Origin of the sequence: Halosegnis marinus, from assembly GCF_029338355.1 — an archaeon.
In the GTDB taxonomy this organism is placed as follows: Archaea; Halobacteriota; Halobacteria; order Halobacteriales; family Haloarculaceae; genus Halosegnis; species Halosegnis marinus.
On record NZ_CP119802.1, the window covers coordinates 1,286,187 to 1,303,158 of the forward strand.

The following is a 16,972-nucleotide window of genomic DNA, read 5'->3' on the forward strand; positions in this document are numbered from 1 at the left end:
CGCGCCGGAGTCAGAACATGGACCCGGCGGTACTGCGCGACGACATGGTGGACAGCCTCGAACACGAGGCGAAGGGCGTCGTCCGCAGCGAGCGCGTCTCCGCGGCGATGCGGGCGGTCCCCCGCGAGCCGTTCGTGAACGACGAGTCGGTCGCGTACGCCGACCGCACGGACGAACGACTGGGGACGCGCGTGCTCGCCCCCTCCGACGCGGCCCGCCTGCTCGAAGCCGTCGCGCCCGAGCCGGACGACACCGTCCTCGTGGTCGGCGTCGGCGTCGGCTACACCGCGGCCGTCATCGCGGAGGTGGTCGGCGCGCGCAACGTCCACGCCGTCGATATCGACCGCCGGCTCGTGTACGAGGCGCGCTCGAACCTCCGCGAAGCGGGCTACGAGGCCGTCCTCGTCGACTGCCGCGACGGGACCGACGGCCTCCCCGAGTACGCCCCCTACGACCGCGTCCTCGTGGAAGCCGCCGCCATCGAGCCGCCGCGCCGCCTGCTCGCGCAGTTGGCCGACGACGGCCGTCTCGTTCTTCCCTTAGGGGGGAGCACGCAGACGCTCACGGTCGTCGGTCCGGAGGGCGGCGACCGCGAACGGCTGGGCATGGTCGCGTTCGCGCCGATGCTCGTGGAGGGCGAACAGGCGTCCACGCTCGAACGCAACCGCACCCGCCGCGAGGACTCCGAACACGCCCGCCGCGCCGCCGAGCGCCGCCGCGGCTGGGAACAGGAGTGGATCGACTGGGACGACGCGCTCTGACTACAGGCCGGTCCCTATCGCGAGCCGTATCGCCCGTTCCTGCACGTCGAGCGGCAAGCTCGCCGGTACCGACCCACCCCGTGTCGCTCCGTTCTCCCGCCCCTGCGCCACGGCCCCCTCCGGGTCGAAGGGGAGGTGGACGAAGCCGACGCGGGCGTCGTACCCCTCCGTCTCGACGAGGTGGCGGCCCGTGTACAGCGCGTCGTTACAGAGGTGGGTGCCGGCCGTGTTCGACAGCCGCGCGGGGATGCCCGCGTCGAGCAGTTCCGCCACGACGGCGGTCGTCGGTAGGGTCGCGAAGTAGGCCGCCGGCCCGCCGGCGATGCGCTCGTCCGCGGGGTCGCGCTCGGCGTTGTCGGGCGTCGTCACCGCGTCCGCGACGTTGACGCCGACGCGCTCGACCCGGATACCGGGCGTGCCGCCCGCGAGGCCCGTCGCCACGAGCAGGTCGGGGTCGTGCTCGTCGAGGAGCGCGGTCAGTTCCGCCCGGATCCCGTCGAACTCGACCGGGAGGACGCGGCCGACGACCGACTCGCCGCGGACGGTCGCGCCGTCCACGCGCTCGGCGACGGCGGCGCTGGGGTTGCGGTCGAACTCGCCGAACGGCTCGTAGCCGGTGACGACGACGGTCACGGCGTTCCTCCGTGCGCGGATGTGTGCATACCCGTTCGTTCGGCCGCGGGAACGAAAGCCCTCGTGTGCCGGGCGTCCGACGCGGGTTTTTGTACGTCGGGGGGAACGTCGTGGGTATGCACACGGGTGGTCGCGGTGGGTGAGCGCGGCATCCCCATCGAGGTGACGGTGGCCGACGAGGGCGACGAGCGCCCTTCCGTGGTCGCCGACTCCCGACTCGACGTGGCCGTGGACGGCCGCCTCTACCCGACCGCCGAACTCGCAGACGGCGGCTACCTCGCGTGGTGGTTCGACGCCGGCGACACCCCCGCGCCCGACTCGGAGGTGACGACCGAGTGGGTGGCCGCGCCGACGCGCTTCCTCGCCGCGGCGACCCTCCGCGAGCTGTGGGAGGACCCTGCGGCGTTCGACCGCATCGCCGAGCGCAACGCGACCACGTGAAACCGCGACACGCCACCGCCGTCCTTTTGTCCGCCGCCGGCCGCGAGCGAGTGTGTCCGACGCCGACGAGGAGTACGCCGACCCCGCGGACGCGCGACTCGCCGACGCCTTAGAGCGGGTCGCACACGGCGCGGTCGTCTCCGTCCCCAGCGTCCTCGTCGAGCGCGGGCTGACCGTCGTGTTCACGGCGCTGCTCACCAACGGCTTCTCCGCGGGCGCCTACGGGCTGTTCGTCCTCGCCCGACGCTGTCAGCACTTCCTCGTCTCCGTCTGCGGCGGCTTCGGCACCGGGCTGAGCCGCTACCTCCCGAACGCCGACTCGGACGCCGAGCGGGACCTCGTGGCGACGTTCGGTTCGCTGCTCACCGTCGCCGGGGCCGTCGTCCTCGGCGGCGCGCTCTACCTCGCGGCCCCGACGGTCGGCGCGATAGCCGACAAGGGCGCGGCGTTCGAACTGTACGTCCGGGTGTTCGCGCTCGCGCTCCCGGCCACCGTCGTCCTCCAGGCCGCCGCCGGCCTCCTGCGCGGGCTGGAGGAGGTCGGGGCGCTGAACCTCACACAGCGGGTCGGCTTCCCGGCGCTCCAACTCGGCGTCGCGGGCCTCGGGCTGGCGACCGACAGCCTGCTCGTCGTCGCCGTCGGCGCGCCGCTGGTCGCGGCCGCCGCGGGGCTGGCCGCGGTCGGCTGGCTCGGCCGCGAGCGCGGTCTCCGCCCCCGCCTGCGCGGCCCGGACGCCCGCGCCCTCCACCGCCGCTACGCCGAGTACACCGCTCCCGTCCTCGCCGGGACCGTCCCGACGACCATCCAGCGGCTCGGCTTCTACCCGCTCATCGCCGTCCTGCTGACGGGGACGGCGGGCGCGGTGTTCGCCGTCGGCGTCCTGCTCGGCGGCCTCGTCCGCCTCCCGCTCGTCGGCATCAACCAGTTCATGCCGCCCGTCGCCGCGGCGCTCCACGGCGAGGACCACCGCGAGGCGCTCTCGCGGCTCTACGGCGCGACCAGCCGGCTGGTGCTCGTCGGCGTCACCGGACTCTCGGTTCCCGTGGTCGTCTTCCGCGTCGAGACGATGGCGCTGTTCGGCGAGACGTTCGTCCGTTACGCGTACCTCCTGCCGGCGTTCGTCGTCGCACAGTGGGTCGCCTGCGCCGCCGGCAGCGTCGGCATCCTGCTGATGATGACCGATCACCAGCGCGCGCTGCTGGTCGTCAACTCCGCCATCACCGCCGGCCTCGTGGTCGTCTCGATACCCCTGACGCTCGAATACGGCATCGCGGGCGTCGTCGCCTCCTACCTGCTGATGCTCACGGTGAACAACGTCCTCGAAGTCGCCGTGCTCTACCGGCTGGAGGGGCTGCAGCCGCTCACGCGGGCGCACGCCAAGCCGCTCCTCGCGGCGGTGCCGCTCACGGCCGTTGCGCTCGCCGCGCGGGCCCTCGTGCCCGGCGCGCCGGGTGCGCTCGTTGGCTCCCTGCTCGGCCTCGCGGTGTACGCCGCGGCGCTGCTGTGGCTCGGGTTCGCCCCGGCCGAGCGGCGGCTGGTCGGCGCGCTCGCCGACCGCTACCGCGCGGCTATCCCCTGACGACGAGCAGGTCGGTGTTGGCCCGCCGGTCGACGTACCGGGACCCGGAGGGCGGCTTCACCTCGAACGCGACCGTCCCGTCCGCCTGGTTCGGCCCGAGCGACGGGTCGATGTCGAACGTCGCCACGCCCGAGGCGTTCGTCCGCGCCGTCGCCACCCCGTCCAGCCGCGCGGAGTCGCCGCGCGCGATGACGGTGGCGTTCGACACCGGCGCGCCGCCGGGACCGACCACGGTCACGGCGACGCTCCCGTCGCCCGGGGCCGTGACCTCCGGCTGGGGCCGCACGTCGAGTTCGGAGACCCCGACTGCCGACAGCCCCGACAGCATGTTCATCATCACCGACAGCGACGCGACGCCGACGACGAGCGCGACGACGAGTCGAACCGGCAGTCCCTCGATGGCGCGCTCGTCCGACAGCAGTGTCTCGAACACGGGGGCGGTGGGCCCGTTCTCTCACATAAACCCGCGTCCGGGGGTTCAAGGCCGATGCCGCGGCCACCCGCCCCGTGACCGTCATCGGACGCCGCGAGGGCGACGGGCCGGCGCTCCCGCTCGGCCGCTACCGAGCGCGCGACGGGAGCGCGGGCGCGCGGGTGCGGCTGGACTGTGCCCGCCCCCACGCGGCCTGTGTCGTCGGCAAACGCGGCAGCGGGAAGTCGAACACCCTCGCCGTGCTCGCCGAAGGCTTGTGCGGGGTCGCGGGCGCGGTCCCGGTCGTGGTCGACCCGATGGGCGCGTTCCGGGGACTCCGCGGGGCGGGCGCGACCGTCCGCGAGCCGCGGGTCCGGGCCGACGCGATACCGCCCGCCGAGTGGCCCGGCCTCGTCGGCCTCGACGCGACGACCGGGTCCGGGGCGCTCGTGGCGGCGGCCGCCCGCGCGACCGGGACGCTCGCCGGGATGTGTGACCACGTCGCCGGGAGCGACGCGTCCCCGGACACGTGCCGCGTCGCGGGAACCCGCCTCGCCCGGGCCCGGGAGTGGGACGTCTTCGACCCGGCGGGCCTCGCGGCCCCGACGGAGCCGACGGTGCTCGACCTCGCCGGAGTGCCGGAGCGGGCGGCCAACGCCGTCGTCCGGGCCGTCGCGGCGGGGCTGTACGAGCGCCGGGTCGCGGACGAGGGACCGCTCCCGTGGCTCCTCGTGGACGAGGCCCACGCCTTCCTCGGCGGGGCGGCACGCCCGGCGCTCGACCGCCTGCTCACGCGGGGCCGCGCGCCGGGCGTCTCCGTCGTCCTCGCCACCCAGCGGCCCGACGCGCTCCCCGCGACCGCCGTCTCGCAGGCCGACCTGCTCGTCGCCCACCGGCTGACCGGCCGGGCCGACACCGGGGCCGTCGCCGGCGCGCGCGGCGCGTACGTGGACGGTCCCGTCGCGGACCGCATCCCGGCGGGCGTCGGCGAGGCGCTCGTCTTCGACGACGCGACGGAGCGCGCCCACGGCGTCCGGGTCGCCGAACGGGCGACGCCCCACGGCGGCGGCGCGCCGCGGCTCGGAACCGACGGCTACGAGTAGGTCGCCCCGGAGTCGTGGGTATGGACCGGGAGCGCGCGACGACGCTCGCGCTCGTCGCGGGGGGCGGGGCCGCGGGCGCGGTCTGTCGCCACGCCGTCGCCCTCGCGGCCGACGCGACGCTCCCCGCTGGGTTCCCCTTTGGAACGCTCGCGGCGAACGTCCTCGGCGCGTTCCTGCTCGGGGTGTTGCTGTACGAGCGTCGCCTCCGCGACGCGGTGCCCGCGCGGGTGCGGCTCGTCGCCGGCACTGGCTTCCTCTCCTCCTTTACCACCTACTCGACGTTCGCCGCCGAGACGGCGGCGCTGCCGCCCGCGCTCGCGGCCGGCAACGTCGCCGCGACCTACGCGCTCGGCTTCCTCGCCGTCGTCGGGGGACGGGCCGTGGCGGGGTGGCTGTCGTGATTCCACTGTTCGTCGCCGTCGGCGGGGCGGCGGGCGCGGTCTGTCGCCACCTCGTGAGCGAGCGCGTCGAGCGCGCGACGGCCGACACGCTCGCCGTGAACACGCTCGGCAGTCTCATCTTGGGGGTCGTCCTCGCCGCGCCGGTCGGGGACGCCGCGGCGCTCGCGCTCGGGACCGGCTTCTGCGGCGCGTTCACGACGTTCTCGTCGTTCGCGTTCGAGACGGTTCGGCTGGCGGAGGACGGGTTCGTCCGCGCGGCGACGCGCAACGCCGTCGCGACGCTGGCGCTCGCGCTGCTCGGGGTCACGGTCGGAGGGCTGCTCGGCGGGCTGTTCTAGCCGTCCTCGTCGAGGCGCCGGAGCTCCGCCTCGAAGTCGTCGGCCGTGAACTCAGAGAGGGTCGCGTCGATGTCGCCGCGCAGCCGGTCGATGTCCGCGACGAGTTCGGCGTACGCCTCGCTGTCGGCGAGCTCGCGGTCGCCCTTCTGACTTTCGAGGGCCGCGCGCTTCGAGACGAGCGCGTAGTACTCGCGCACCTGCCGGTCGTACGCGGAGCGCGACAACAGCGCCTCGACGGCCTCCTGTAGCTCGTCGCGCCGGACCGGCTTCACGAGGTAGTCGTCGAACCCCATCTCGATGATGTCGAAGTCGGGTTCGACGGCGGTGACCATCGCCACCCGGCAGTCGTACCCTCCCTCGCGGAAGCGGTCGAGCACCTCGTCGCCCGAGCGGTCCGGCATCAGCCGGTCGATGAGGGCCACGTCCACGTCGCCGTCCATCGCGTCGATGCCCTCCTCGCCGCCGTAGGCGGTCCGGACGTCGTACTCGTCGGTCAGCCACGCCGCGTACAGGTCGGCGAGGTCGGGCTCGTCGTCGATGACGAGCACCGTCGGCCGCTCGCTCACCGCGGCCCCCCCGAGCGTGAGTCCGGTTGCACACCGGTGACTCACCGCCGGGGAGTATGAGGTTTTGGGAGGAAGTCGGTTCTCGACTCACTCGGAGACGGGAGACAGTATCGCGGCCGCTGCGAAGCGGTCGTCGCAGAAAGCGCCCGAGGCGGGATTTGAACCACGGTCGCTCGCTTCGCTCTCTGCTTCAAATCCGAGGTTGCTTCGTTGCGGACGACTCACTCGTCGCTCCGCTCCTCCTTCGTGTTGTCCGCAACAGAAAGCGCCCGAGGCGGGATTTGAACCCGCGTCACGACCGTGACAGGGTCGTATGATGGGCCACTACACCACCCGGGCCGACGCATTATCGGGTAGCCCGGTGTTACTCATAAGGCTTTCCAAGCGCGGGCGGGGCGGTGTGGCTTCCCGTCACACGGACACAAGAGTCTTGTACCGACGCCGTCCAATCGATGGTATCGGCAGTCCCCCACGGCGGGGCCGGCGAGCGACAGCCCCCGCGCTGTTCCGAAAGCGTTTTGCGTCGCAGGAAAGTAACGCTCTGTAGTATCTCGTGATAGCTTCTCCATCCGGTCAGAGCCACACATGGTAGACGTCAGCCAACACAACCTCGTCCCCGAGCACACGGTCGTCGACGACGACGACCTCGAGGAGGTGCTCGCCGAGTACGACATCGAACGCACAGACTTGCCGAAAATCAAACGCAAGGACGCGGCACTCCCCGACGACGCCGAGGTGGGCGACGTCGTCGAGGTCGTCCGCGACTCCCGGACGACGGACCGAGCCGTCGTCTATCGACTGGTGATAGAATAAATGGACCGACAACAGCGACGCGCCGTCTCGCGGGAGTACTTCTCGCGGGACCGACTCGCAGAGCACCACTTCCGCTCGTTCAACGCCTTCCTCAACCGAGGGATGCAGCGGGTCGTGGACGAGAAGGAGAGCATCAACACCGACATCGGCGACAAGGAGGGGCAGGAACCCGTCCGCGTCGACCTCGGCGACGTGCGCATCGAGACGCCGCGCGTCCGCGAGGCCGACGGCTCCGAGGAACTGCTGTACCCGCAGGAGGCACGCCTGCGCAACATCACCTACTCCGCGCCGGTGTTCATGGAGATGGAGATCGTCCGCGGCGGCGACGAGGAACCCGAACAGGTCGTCGACACCGCGGAGACGAAGATCGGGCGCATGCCCATCATGGTCGGCTCCGCGAAGTGCAACATCACGGACTTCACCGACGAGGAACTCATCGAGATCGGCGAGGACCCCGCCGACCCCGGCGGCTACTTCATCGTCAACGGCTCCGAGCGCGTCCTCATGACGAGCGAGGACCTCGCGCCGAACAAGATCCTCGCCGAGTACGACACGAAGTACGGCGACGAGATCCAGGTCGCGAAGACGTTCTCCCAGCGCCGCGGCTACCGCGCGCTCGTCCTCTGTGAACGGAACCGACAGGGGCTGCTCGAGGTGTCGTTCCCCTCCGTCTCGGGGAGCATCAACTTCGTGACGCTCGTTCGCGCGCTCGGGCTGGAGTCGGACGAGGAGATCGTCCACCGCGTCTCCGACGACCCGGAGATCGTGAAGTTCATGCTGGAGAACCTGGAGGCCGCGGAGGTCCAGTCGACCTCGGAGGCCATCGAGACGCTCGGGAAGCGCGTCGCCTCCGGCCAGGGGAAGAACTACCAGCTGAAGCGGGCGAACTACGTCATCGACCGCTACCTCCTCCCGCACCTCCACGAGGAGGACATCGAGGACGAGGAGACCCGGATGAACAAGGCGGTGTACCTCTGCCGGATGGCGGAGGCCTGCTTCGAACTCGCCCTCCAGCGCCGCGAGTCCGACGACAAGGACCACTACGCGAACAAGCGGCTGAAGGTGAGCGGCGACCTGATGAAGGACCTGTTCCGGACGGCGCTGAACAAGCTCTCGCGCGACGTGAAGTACCAGCTCGAACGCGCGAACATGCGCAACCGGAAGCTCTCCGTCTCGACCGTCGTCCGCTCGGACGTGCTGACCGAGCGGCTCGAACACCCCATCGCGACGGGCAACTGGGTCGGCGGCCGCTCGGGCGTCTCCCAGCTCGTGGACCGGACGGACTACATGGGTGTGCTCTCGCACCTGCGCCGGCTCCGCTCGCCGCTGTCGCGCTCCCAGCCGCACTTCGAGGCGCGCGACCTCCACGCGACCCAGTGGGGTCGCATCTGTCCCTCCGAGACCCCGGAGGGGCCGAACTGTGGCCTCGTGAAGAACTTCGCGCAGGCCATGGAGCTCTCCCAGAACGTCGAGGACGAAGGGGAACTGAAGCGCGAACTCGCCTCCATGGGCGTCAACGGCATTCCCGGCATCGAGACCGTGAACGCGCCGCCGGCCGACGACTGATATGAGCAGCCAACGAGAATCCAAGGTGTACGTCAACGGGTCCCTCATCGGGACCCACCCGGAACCGCACGAACTCGCGAACAGCGTCCGCGAGGCCCGTCGCCGCGGCGAGGTCTCCGAGATGGTCAACGTCTCCGTCAAGGAGGGGACCAACGAGATAATCATCAACGCGGACGCGGGTCGCGCCCGCCGTCCGCTGTTCGTCGTCGAGGGCGGCGAGACGCTCGCCTCCGAGGAGGAACTCGCGGCCGTCGAGGAGGGCGAACTCTCCTTCGACGACCTCGTGGACCGCGGCTACGTCGAGTACATCGACGCCGAGGAGGAGGAGGACATCCTCGTCGCCGTCGAGGCCGACGAGCTGACCGAGGACCACACCCACCTGGAGGTGGACCCGCAGCTCATCTTCGGCATCGGCGCGGGGATGATTCCGTACCCCGAGCACAACGCCTCGCCCCGCATCACCATGGGGTCGGGGATGATCAAGCAGTCGCTCGGCCTGCCGGCGGCGAACTACCGCATCCGCCCCGACACGCGCCAGCACCTCCTCCACTACCCGCAGCTCTCGCTCGTCAAGACGCAGACGACCGAACAGATCGGGTACGACGACCGCCCGGCGGCACAGAACTTCGTCGTCGCCGTCATGTCCTACGAGGGCTTCAACATCGAGGACGCGCTCGTGCTCAACGGCGGCTCCATCGACCGCGCGCTCGCCCGCTCGCACTTCTTCCGGACCTACGAGGGCGAGGAACGGCGCTACCCCGGCGGTCAGGAGGACCGCTTCGAGGTGCCCGACGAGGACGTGCGCGGCGCCCGCGGCGAGGACGCGTACAACCACCTCGACGAGGACGGCCTCGTCAACCCCGAGACGCGCGTCGGCGAGAACGACGTGCTGCTCGGGAAGACCTCCCCGCCCCGGTTCCTGGAGGAGCCGGACGACATGGGCGGGCTCTCCCCGCAGAAGCGCCGGGAGACCTCCGTGACGATGCGCTCGGGCGAGTCGGGCGTCGTGGACACGGTGACGCTGATGGAGGGCGAGGACGGCTCGAAGCTCTCGAAGGTCAGCGTGCGCGACGAGCGCATCCCGGAACTCGGCGACAAGTTCGCCAGCCGGCACGGCCAGAAGGGCGTCGTCGGCCACATCGCCCCGCAGGAGGACATGCCGTTCACGCAGGACGGCGTCGTCCCGGACCTCATCGTCAACCCCCACGCGCTCCCGTCGCGGATGACCGTCGGCCACATCCTGGAGATGCTGGGCGGCAAGGTCGGCTCGCTGGAGGGGCGCCGCGTCGACGGCACCGCCTTCACGGGCGAGGACGAGGAGGACCTCCGCGACACGCTCGTGGAGGACGGCTTCAAGTCCAACGGGAAGGAGGTCATGTACTCGGGCGTGACGGGCGAGAAGATCGAGGCCGAGATATTCGTCGGCGTCATCTTCTACCAGAAGCTCTACCACATGGTCTCGAACAAGATCCACGCCCGCTCCCGCGGCCCGGTACAGGTGCTGACGCGCCAGCCCACCGAGGGCCGCGCCCGCGAGGGCGGCCTGCGTGTCGGGGAGATGGAGCGCGACGTGCTCATCGGGCACGGCGCGGCCATGGCCCTGAAGGAGCGACTCCTCGACGAGTCGGACCGCGAGTTCATCCACGTCTGCGGCAACTGCGGGATGACGGCGGTCGAGAACGTCGAGCAGCGCCGGGTGTACTGCCCGAACTGCGAGGAGGAGACGGACGTCCACGAGGTCGAGATGAGCTACGCGTTCAAGCTCCTCCTGGACGAGATGAAGGCGCTCGGCATCGCGCCGCGCATCGAACTGGCGGACGCAGTCTAACATGAGCACAGGACAAGCCCCCAAACAGATCGGTTCGCTCAGCTTCGGGCTGATGGACCCCGAGGAGTACCGCGAGATGTCGGCCACGAAGGTCATCACGGCCGACACCTACGACGACGACGGCTTCCCCATCGACATGGGGCTGATGGACCCCCGCCTCGGGGTCATCGACCCCGGGCTGGAGTGCAAGACGTGCGGCAAGCACTCCGGGTCGTGTAACGGCCACTTCGGTCACATCGAGCTGGCCGCGCCCGTCATCCACGTCGGGTTCTCGAAGCTCATCCGCCGGCTGCTCCGCGGGACGTGCCGCGAGTGCTCGCGGCTCTGTCTCACCGAGGACGAGGCAGACGAGTTCCAGTCGCAGCTGCGCAAGACCCGCAGCCTGGGCGAGGACCTCGGCGACGTGACGAAGGCCGCCATCCGGCAGGCCCGCAAGGCGTCGAACTGCCCGCACTGCGGCGAGAAGCAGTACGACATCCAGCACGAGAAGCCGACGACCTACTACGAGGTGCAGGAGGTGCTCTCGGCGGAGTACTCCGAGACCATCGCGGCCGCGATGGAGGGCCGTCCGGTCGGCGACGAGGACGAGGAGGAGGCCGAGGAGCGCGAGCCGGTCGCGCCCACGGACCTCGCCGAGGAGACGGGCATCGACGTCTCGCGCATCAACGAGATAATGTCGGGCGAGTTCCGCCCGACGAAGGAGGACCGCAAGGCGCTGGAGAAGGCGCTCGACATCGACCTCACGGAGGAGGACATGAACAAGCTGATGCCCTCGGACATCCGCGACTGGTTCGAGGACATCCCGGACGAGGACATCCGCACGCTCGGCATCGACGCCGACAAGTCCCGGCCGGAGTGGATAATCCTGACCGTCCTGCCCGTGCCGCCGGTGACGGCGCGTCCCTCCATCACGCTGGACAACGGCCAGCGCTCGGAGGACGACCTCACCCACAAGCTGGTCGACATCATCCGCATCAATCAGCGGTTCATGGAGAACCGCGAGGCGGGCGCCCCGCAGCTCATCATCGAGGACCTGTGGGAGCTGCTCCAGTACCACGTCACGACGTTCATGGACAACGAGATCTCGGGCACGCCGCCGGCGCGTCACCGCTCCGGCCGCCCGCTCAAGACCCTCTCCCAGCGGCTGAAGGGGAAGGAGGGCCGCTTCCGCGGCTCGCTGTCCGGTAAGCGCGTGAACTTCTCGGCGCGGACCGTCATCAGCCCGGACCCGACCCTCTCGCTGAACGAGGTCGGCGTTCCGGACCGGGTCGCCTCGGAGATGACCCAGACGATGAACGTCAACGACCGGAACCTCGACGACGCCCGGCGCTACGTCGCCAACGGGCCGGAGACGCACCCCGGCGCGAACTACGTTCGACGCCCGGACGGCCGCCGGCTGAAGGTCACCGAGAAGAACTGCGAGGAGCTCGCCGAGAAGGTGCAGGTCGGCTGGGAGGTCTCCCGCCACCTCATCGACGGCGACGTCGTCATCTTCAACCGACAGCCCTCGCTCCACCGGATGTCCATCATGGCCCACGAGGTCGTGGTGATGCCGTACAAGACGTTCCGGCTGAACACCGTCGTCTGTCCGCCGTACAACGCCGACTTCGACGGCGACGAGATGAACATGCACGCGCTCCAGAACGAGGAGGCGCGCGCCGAGGCGCGCGTCCTGATGCGCGTCCAGGAGCAGATCCTCTCGCCGCGGTTCGGCGAGAACATCATCGGGGCCATCCAGGACCACATCTCCGGGATGTACCTGCTGACCCACGAGAACCCGCGGTTCAACGAGACGCAGGCGCTCGACCTGCTTCGCGCCACGTCCATCGACGAACTCCCGCCCGCGGACGGCGAGGAGGACGGCGCCGAGTACTGGACCGGCCGCACCGTCTTCTCCGAACTGCTCCCCGACGACCTCGACATGGAGTTCGAGGGGACCGTCGGCGAGCCGGTCGTCATCGAGGACGGCCAGCTCATCGAGGGCACCATCGCGGAGGACGAGGTCGGCGAGTTCGGCGGCGAGGTCGTCGACACCATCACGAAGGTGTACGGCAACACCCGCTCGCGCGTGTTCATCAACGAGATCGCGACGCTCGCGATGCGCGCCATCATGCACTTCGGCTTCTCCATCGGTATCGACGACGAGTCGGTGGACGCGGAGGCCGAGGCGCAGATCGGCGAGGCCATCGAGAACGCCTACGAGCGCGTCCAGAAGCTCATCGAGACGTACGAGGCGGGCGAGCTCGAATCGCTCCCCGGCCGGACGGTCGACGAGACGCTGGAGATGAAGATCATGCAGGCGCTCGGTCGCGCCCGCGACTCCGCGGGCGACATCGCCGACGAGCACCTCGACGAGGACAACCCGGCGGTCGTCATGGCCCGCTCGGGCGCCCGCGGCTCGATGCTGAACCTCACGCAGATGGCCGCGTGTGTCGGCCAGCAGGCCGTCCGCGGCTCGCGCATCAACCGCGGCTACGAGGACCGCACGCTGAGCCACTACAAGAAGGACGACCTCTCGGCCGACGCCCACGGCTTCGTGGAGTCGTCGTACCGGCAGGGGCTCAACCCCCGCGAGTTCTTCTTCCACGCGATGGGCGGCCGCGAGGGGCTCGTGGACACCGCCGTCCGCACCTCGAAGTCCGGCTACCTCCAGCGCCGGCTCATCAACGCCCTCTCCGAGCTGGAGACGCAGTACGACGGCACCGTCCGCGACACGGGCGACAACATCGTCCAGTTCGAGTTCGGCGAGGACGGCACCTCGACGACGCAGGTGGCCCACGACGAGGACACCCCCATCGACGTGGACGACATCGCCGCCCGCGTCATGGACGCGGAATTCGAGGACGACGAGGAGCGCGAGTCCTTCCTGAAGGGCCGCACCCTCGAGACGAACCTCTCGGAGCACCAGGACACGTGGCGCACCGGCGCCGCGGGCACGGAGGTGGAGTCGGATGACTGACCCGAGCGACGACGTGCGCGCGGTCGTCGAGGACACCGAACTGCCGAAGCGCCTCCGCGAGGAGGTGTACCGCGTCGTCGACGAGAAGGGCGCGAGCCTCGACCAGGCCGAGGACATCGCCACGGCCGTCGAGTCGCGCTACCTCGACACCCGCGTCGACCCGCTCGACCCCGTCGGCACCGTCTCCGCGCAGTCCATCGGCGAACCCGGGACGCAGATGACGATGAACACGTTCCACTACGCCGGCGTCGCCGAGATCGACGTGACGCAGGGGCTCCCCCGGCTCATCGAGCTGGTGGACGCCCGCAAGACGCCGGACACGCCGACGATGCACGTCTACCTCGACGAGGAGCACGCGACCGACCGCGAGAAGGCCCACGAGGTCGTCTGGCGCATCGAGGCGACGCGCGTGCTCGCGCTCGGCGACGTGTCCACGAACGTCGCGGACATGCTCGTCAGCGTCGACCTCAACGAGGACACGCTCCGCGAGCGGTGGCCCACCTACGACGACCTCGACGAGATCGTCGCCGAGGTCGCCGGCATCATCGAGTCGAACCTCGGCGTCGAGACGACTCGGCCGGAGCCGACCACCGTCGAGTTCGGCCCGGACCAGCCGTCGTACCGCGAACTCCTCCAGCTGGTGGAGGAGCTCCGCGACATCGTGTTCAAGGGCATCGACGACGTGTCGCGCGTCGTCATCCGCAAGGAGGAGGTCGAGTCGGGCGACGAGGAGTTCGTCCTCCACACGGAGGGGTCGGCGTTCGGTAAGACCCTGAAGATAGAGGGCGTGGACCCCTCGCGCTCGACGTGTAACAACATCCACGAGATACACCGCAACCTCGGCATCGAGGCCGCCCGCGAGTCGCTCATCAACGAGACGCGACACACGCTGGAGGAGCAGGGGCTGGACAACGTGAACGTCCGCCACCTGATGCTCGTCGCCGACATCATGACGAACCGCGGCGAGATCGAGTCCATCGGTCGCCACGGGATCTCCGGCAACAAGGAGTCCGTGCTCGCCCGCGCCGCCTTCGAGGTGACCGTCAACCACCTGCTCGACGCGGCCATCCACGGCGAGATAGACGACCTCAACGGCGTCACGGAGAACGTCATCGTCGGCAAGCCCATCAAGCTGGGCACCGGCGACGTGGACCTCCGGATGGGCGCCGGCCGCGCCTCGCCCGAGAGCGCCGACGACTAGTCGGCCCTCCCGCTTCCCCCGTTTTCCGGGTCCCCGCGTCGGACCCGCGCCACCGTTTTTACCCCCTCGTCCCGTAGCCGCGGTGTGATTCGGCTCTCGGACGACGCGCGTCGGCTCATCGGCTTCTTCGAGGAGGAGTCCGGGGCGACGATACGCGACTGCCTCGTGGAGGACGACCGCGTCGTCTTCGTCGTCGCGGCCGGCGGAATGGCCGACGCCATCGGGCCGCAGGGCCGCACCGTCTCGGGCGTCGAGGAGCGGGTCGGCAAGCGGGTCGAACTCGTCGAGGACGCCGACGACGCGGGACCGTTCGTGGCGAACGCGCTGCGCCCGGCGGCCGTGTACGAGGTGACCGTGACGGAGCGCGAGACGGAGGACGGAACCGAAACGGTCGCGTACGCGGAGGTGAACGCCGCCGACTTCGGCGCGGCCATCGGTTCGGGTGGTGAGAACATCCGCATGGCCGAGCGGCTCGCCGCCCGGCACTTCGACGTGGACGCCGTCGAACTCGTCCCCGAACCCGACTCGGTGCTCGACGCGGTGGCCGAGGCCACGGGGACGGAGCCGGCGGACGCGCTGTTCGACCCGACGGACGAGCGGCTCGTCGTGCTCGTGCCCGCGGGCACGCGCGACGAGGTGACGGGGGCCCGCCGCACGCTCCGCGACGACCTCGGCTGGCCGGTCGTCGTGGTCGAGTACGCCGGCGACGCGGCCGGTCTGGTGGAGAACGCGCTCGCCCCCGCCGAGGTACGGAACGTCACCGTCTCGGCGAGCGGGGTCGCCTACGTCGAGGTCGCCGAGGAGGACCGCGGGCTCGCCATCGGCTCCGGCGGGGAGCGCATCCGGCTGGCCCGGCTGCTCGCGGCCGAGTACTACGGCCTGGACGACGTGGAACTCGCCTGAGGCGGGTCGAAAGAGGACGCTTAAGTAGCTCCGTCGGGAACTCATCTACACTATGGCGAACGGCAAGTACGCCGCGCGTAAGCTGAAGAAGGACCGCCAGAAGCACCGGTGGTCCGACTCGGACTACGCGCGACGTGCCGGCGGACTCGGGACGGACCCCCTCGAAGGGGCGCCCCAGGGCCGCGGCATCGTGTTGGAGAAGGTCGGTATCGAAGCGAAACAGCCCAACTCGGCCATCCGGAAGTGCGTCCGGGTGCAGCTCATCAAGAACGGGAAGCAGGTCACGGCGTTCTGTCCCGGCGACGGCGCTATCTCCTTTATCGACGAGCACGACGAGGTGACCATCGCGGGCATCGGCGGCGCGAAGGGCCGCGCGATGGGCGACCTCTCGGCGGTCAACTACAAGGTCGAGAAGGTGAACGGCGTCTCGATGAAGGAACTCGTCCGCGGGAACGCGGAGAAGCCGGTGCGATAATGTCCGAGGAAGAAGCCCCGGAGCCGGAAGCCCCGGCCTCCACCGACGACGAGCGCGTCTCCGCCCAGCTGTTCGGCGTCTGGGACGTCGACGACATCGAGTACCGCGACCCCTCCACCCGCCGGTACATCACCGTCACGCCCATCGCCCACACGCAGGGCCGGCACGCCAACAAGCAGTTCAAGAAGTCGGAGCTCTCCATCGTCGAGCGGCTCATCAACCGTCTGATGCAGACGGAGGAGAACACCGGCAAGAAGCAGCAGGCGACGCGCATCGTCCGCGACGCCTTCGACATCGTCCACGAGCGCACCGAGGAGAACCCGGTGCAGGTGCTCGTGCGCGCGGTCGAGAACTCCGGCCCGCGCGAGGAGACCGTCCGCCTGAAGTACGGCGGCATCTCCGTCCCGAAGGCCGTCGACGTGGCCCCGCAGCGCCGCGTCGACCAGGCGCTGAAGTTCATCGCGGAGGGCGTACAGGGCTCGTCGTTCAAGACGACCACCCCCGCCGCCGAGGCGCTGGCCTCCCAGCTCGTCGGCGCGGCCAACTACGACGTCCAGACGTACGCGGTGAACCAGAAGGAGGAGAAGGAACGCGTCGCGGCCGCCGCCCGCTAAGCCGTCCCGTCTGCGGTTTCTCCCGCTTTCCCCGCCCGGAAGCGACGCGTCCCGTCGCCGCCGGCCGTACAGTGAAGTAGGCAGACCCCCTGTCTCCGTCCGTGAACACGGGCGACCTCGCCGACCGGCTCGAACGGTTCGGCGGGAGCGAGGCGGAGCGGCGGGCGGTCGCGCGGAGCGTCGGCGACATGGCCGACGAGGGCGTGTTCGCGCGCGACGCGGGGTACGACCTCACGGCCGACGTCGTCCTCGGCGAGCTCGCGGACGCGCCCGACGGCGGCCCCGCGGACCGCTGGAACTGGTGGCTCGGCGCGCTGGAGGTCAGCCACGGCGACTACGCCCGCTTCCAGGTGCGTCGGTGGGCCGAGCGGTGACGCGC

Annotated in this window: 18 protein-coding genes, 1 tRNA gene and 1 pseudogene; 16 read left to right on the forward strand and 4 right to left on the reverse strand. The window is 70.5% G+C overall.

The window, feature by feature from the left end; translation table 11 throughout:
* Nucleotides 1–17 precede the first annotated feature (17 nt).
* A complete protein-coding gene (locus P2T37_RS07155) occupies nt 18–761 on the forward strand; it encodes a protein-L-isoaspartate O-methyltransferase family protein (RefSeq protein ID WP_276236113.1) in 744 nt (247 codons plus the stop codon).
* On the opposite strand, the gene P2T37_RS07160 is transcribed toward P2T37_RS07155, so the two are convergent.
* Nucleotides 762–1,394 (reverse strand): pyroglutamyl-peptidase I, encoded by a 633-nt coding sequence (locus P2T37_RS07160; RefSeq protein WP_276236114.1) that lies wholly within the window; start codon nt 1,392–1,394, stop codon nt 762–764.
* Between the two features lie 126 nt (nt 1,395–1,520).
* Between P2T37_RS07160 and P2T37_RS07165 the strand changes: the two genes are divergently transcribed.
* Together P2T37_RS07165 and P2T37_RS07170 are read left to right on the forward strand one after the other, a co-directional pair.
* Entirely contained in the window at nt 1,521–1,835 is a 315-nt protein-coding gene (locus P2T37_RS07165; RefSeq protein WP_276236115.1) for a hypothetical protein, read from the forward strand.
* Between the two features lie 52 nt (nt 1,836–1,887).
* A complete protein-coding gene (locus P2T37_RS07170) occupies nt 1,888–3,414 on the forward strand; it encodes a lipopolysaccharide biosynthesis protein (protein ID WP_276236116.1) in 1,527 nt (508 codons plus the stop codon).
* Here the strand turns inward: P2T37_RS07170 and P2T37_RS07175 are convergent.
* Nucleotides 3,404–3,847, reverse strand: coding sequence for a DUF7382 domain-containing protein (locus P2T37_RS07175; protein WP_276236117.1), 444 nt, complete (start codon nt 3,845–3,847; stop codon nt 3,404–3,406). The two genes, P2T37_RS07170 and P2T37_RS07175, sit on opposite strands and share 11 nt — an antisense overlap.
* A 74-nt stretch (nt 3,848–3,921) precedes the next feature.
* On the opposite strand from P2T37_RS07175, the gene P2T37_RS07180 reads away from it, so the two are divergent.
* From P2T37_RS07180 to P2T37_RS07190, 3 genes are read left to right on the forward strand one after another with little or no spacing between them, the layout of a single operon-like run.
* The gene (locus tag P2T37_RS07180) at nt 3,922–4,929 is read left to right on the forward strand and encodes an ATP-binding protein (RefSeq protein ID WP_276236118.1); all 1,008 of its coding nucleotides are present in this window, start codon (nt 3,922–3,924) and stop codon (nt 4,927–4,929) included.
* 20 nt (nt 4,930–4,949) lie between these two features.
* Nucleotides 4,950–5,330 carry a fluoride efflux transporter FluC gene (locus tag P2T37_RS07185; RefSeq protein ID WP_382211109.1) on the forward strand — a complete coding sequence of 127 codons (381 nt, stop codon included), beginning with the start codon at nt 4,950–4,952 and terminating at the stop codon, nt 5,328–5,330.
* Nucleotides 5,318–5,668 (forward strand): fluoride efflux transporter FluC, encoded by a 351-nt coding sequence (locus P2T37_RS07190; protein ID WP_276236120.1) that lies wholly within the window; start codon nt 5,318–5,320, stop codon nt 5,666–5,668. The genes P2T37_RS07185 and P2T37_RS07190 overlap by 13 nt, the downstream gene beginning before the upstream one ends.
* On the opposite strand, the gene P2T37_RS07195 is transcribed toward P2T37_RS07190, so the two are convergent.
* Nucleotides 5,665–6,234, reverse strand: a complete 570-nt coding sequence (locus tag P2T37_RS07195; RefSeq protein WP_382211827.1) for a HalX domain-containing protein — start codon at nt 6,232–6,234, stop codon at nt 5,665–5,667. The genes P2T37_RS07190 and P2T37_RS07195 overlap by 4 nt on opposite strands.
* A 266-nt stretch (nt 6,235–6,500) precedes the next feature.
* A tRNA-Asp gene (locus P2T37_RS07200) sits at nt 6,501–6,573 on the reverse strand.
* 246 nt (nt 6,574–6,819) lie between these two features.
* Here P2T37_RS07200 and P2T37_RS07205 point away from each other — a divergent pair.
* The 10 genes and pseudogenes from P2T37_RS07205 (at nt 6,820) to P2T37_RS07245 (ending at nt 16,967) form a co-directional block, all read left to right on the forward strand.
* The gene (locus P2T37_RS07205; protein WP_276236122.1) at nt 6,820–7,047 is read left to right on the forward strand and encodes a DNA-directed RNA polymerase subunit H; all 228 of its coding nucleotides are present in this window, start codon (nt 6,820–6,822) and stop codon (nt 7,045–7,047) included.
* Nucleotides 7,048–8,613, forward strand: coding sequence for a DNA-directed RNA polymerase subunit B'' (locus P2T37_RS07210; RefSeq protein ID WP_276236123.1), 1,566 nt, complete (start codon nt 7,048–7,050; stop codon nt 8,611–8,613).
* A gap of 1 nt (nt 8,614) precedes the next feature.
* Nucleotides 8,615–10,441 (forward strand): DNA-directed RNA polymerase subunit B, encoded by a 1,827-nt coding sequence (gene rpoB / locus P2T37_RS07215; protein WP_276236124.1) that lies wholly within the window; start codon nt 8,615–8,617, stop codon nt 10,439–10,441.
* 1 nt (nt 10,442) lies between these two features.
* A complete protein-coding gene (locus tag P2T37_RS07220; RefSeq protein ID WP_276236125.1) occupies nt 10,443–13,400 on the forward strand; it encodes a DNA-directed RNA polymerase subunit A' in 2,958 nt (985 codons plus the stop codon).
* Complete coding sequence (gene rpoA2 / locus P2T37_RS07225) at nt 13,393–14,601, forward strand: DNA-directed RNA polymerase subunit A'' (protein WP_276236126.1); 1,209 nt, start codon at nt 13,393–13,395, stop codon at nt 14,599–14,601. The genes P2T37_RS07220 and rpoA2 overlap by 8 nt, the downstream gene beginning before the upstream one ends.
* An 84-nt stretch (nt 14,602–14,685) precedes the next feature.
* Nucleotides 14,686–15,111: pseudogene (locus tag P2T37_RS07230) on the forward strand (NusA-like transcription termination signal-binding factor); the annotation flags it as partial.
* 210 nt (nt 15,112–15,321) lie between these two features.
* A complete protein-coding gene (locus P2T37_RS15525; protein WP_465261735.1) occupies nt 15,322–15,504 on the forward strand; it encodes a hypothetical protein in 183 nt (60 codons plus the stop codon).
* A gap of 52 nt (nt 15,505–15,556) precedes the next feature.
* The gene (locus P2T37_RS07235; RefSeq protein ID WP_276236127.1) at nt 15,557–15,979 is read left to right on the forward strand and encodes a 30S ribosomal protein S12; all 423 of its coding nucleotides are present in this window, start codon (nt 15,557–15,559) and stop codon (nt 15,977–15,979) included.
* On the forward strand, nt 15,979–16,593 hold the full coding sequence (locus tag P2T37_RS07240; RefSeq protein ID WP_276236128.1) for a 30S ribosomal protein S7: 615 nt from the start codon (nt 15,979–15,981) through the stop codon (nt 16,591–16,593). Before P2T37_RS07235 ends, P2T37_RS07240 begins: the two co-directional genes overlap by 1 nt.
* Before the next feature lie 101 nt (nt 16,594–16,694).
* On the forward strand, nt 16,695–16,967 hold the full coding sequence (locus P2T37_RS07245) for a WNWW family protein (RefSeq protein ID WP_276236129.1): 273 nt from the start codon (nt 16,695–16,697) through the stop codon (nt 16,965–16,967).
* The last annotated feature ends 5 nt before the right edge of the window (nt 16,968–16,972 follow it).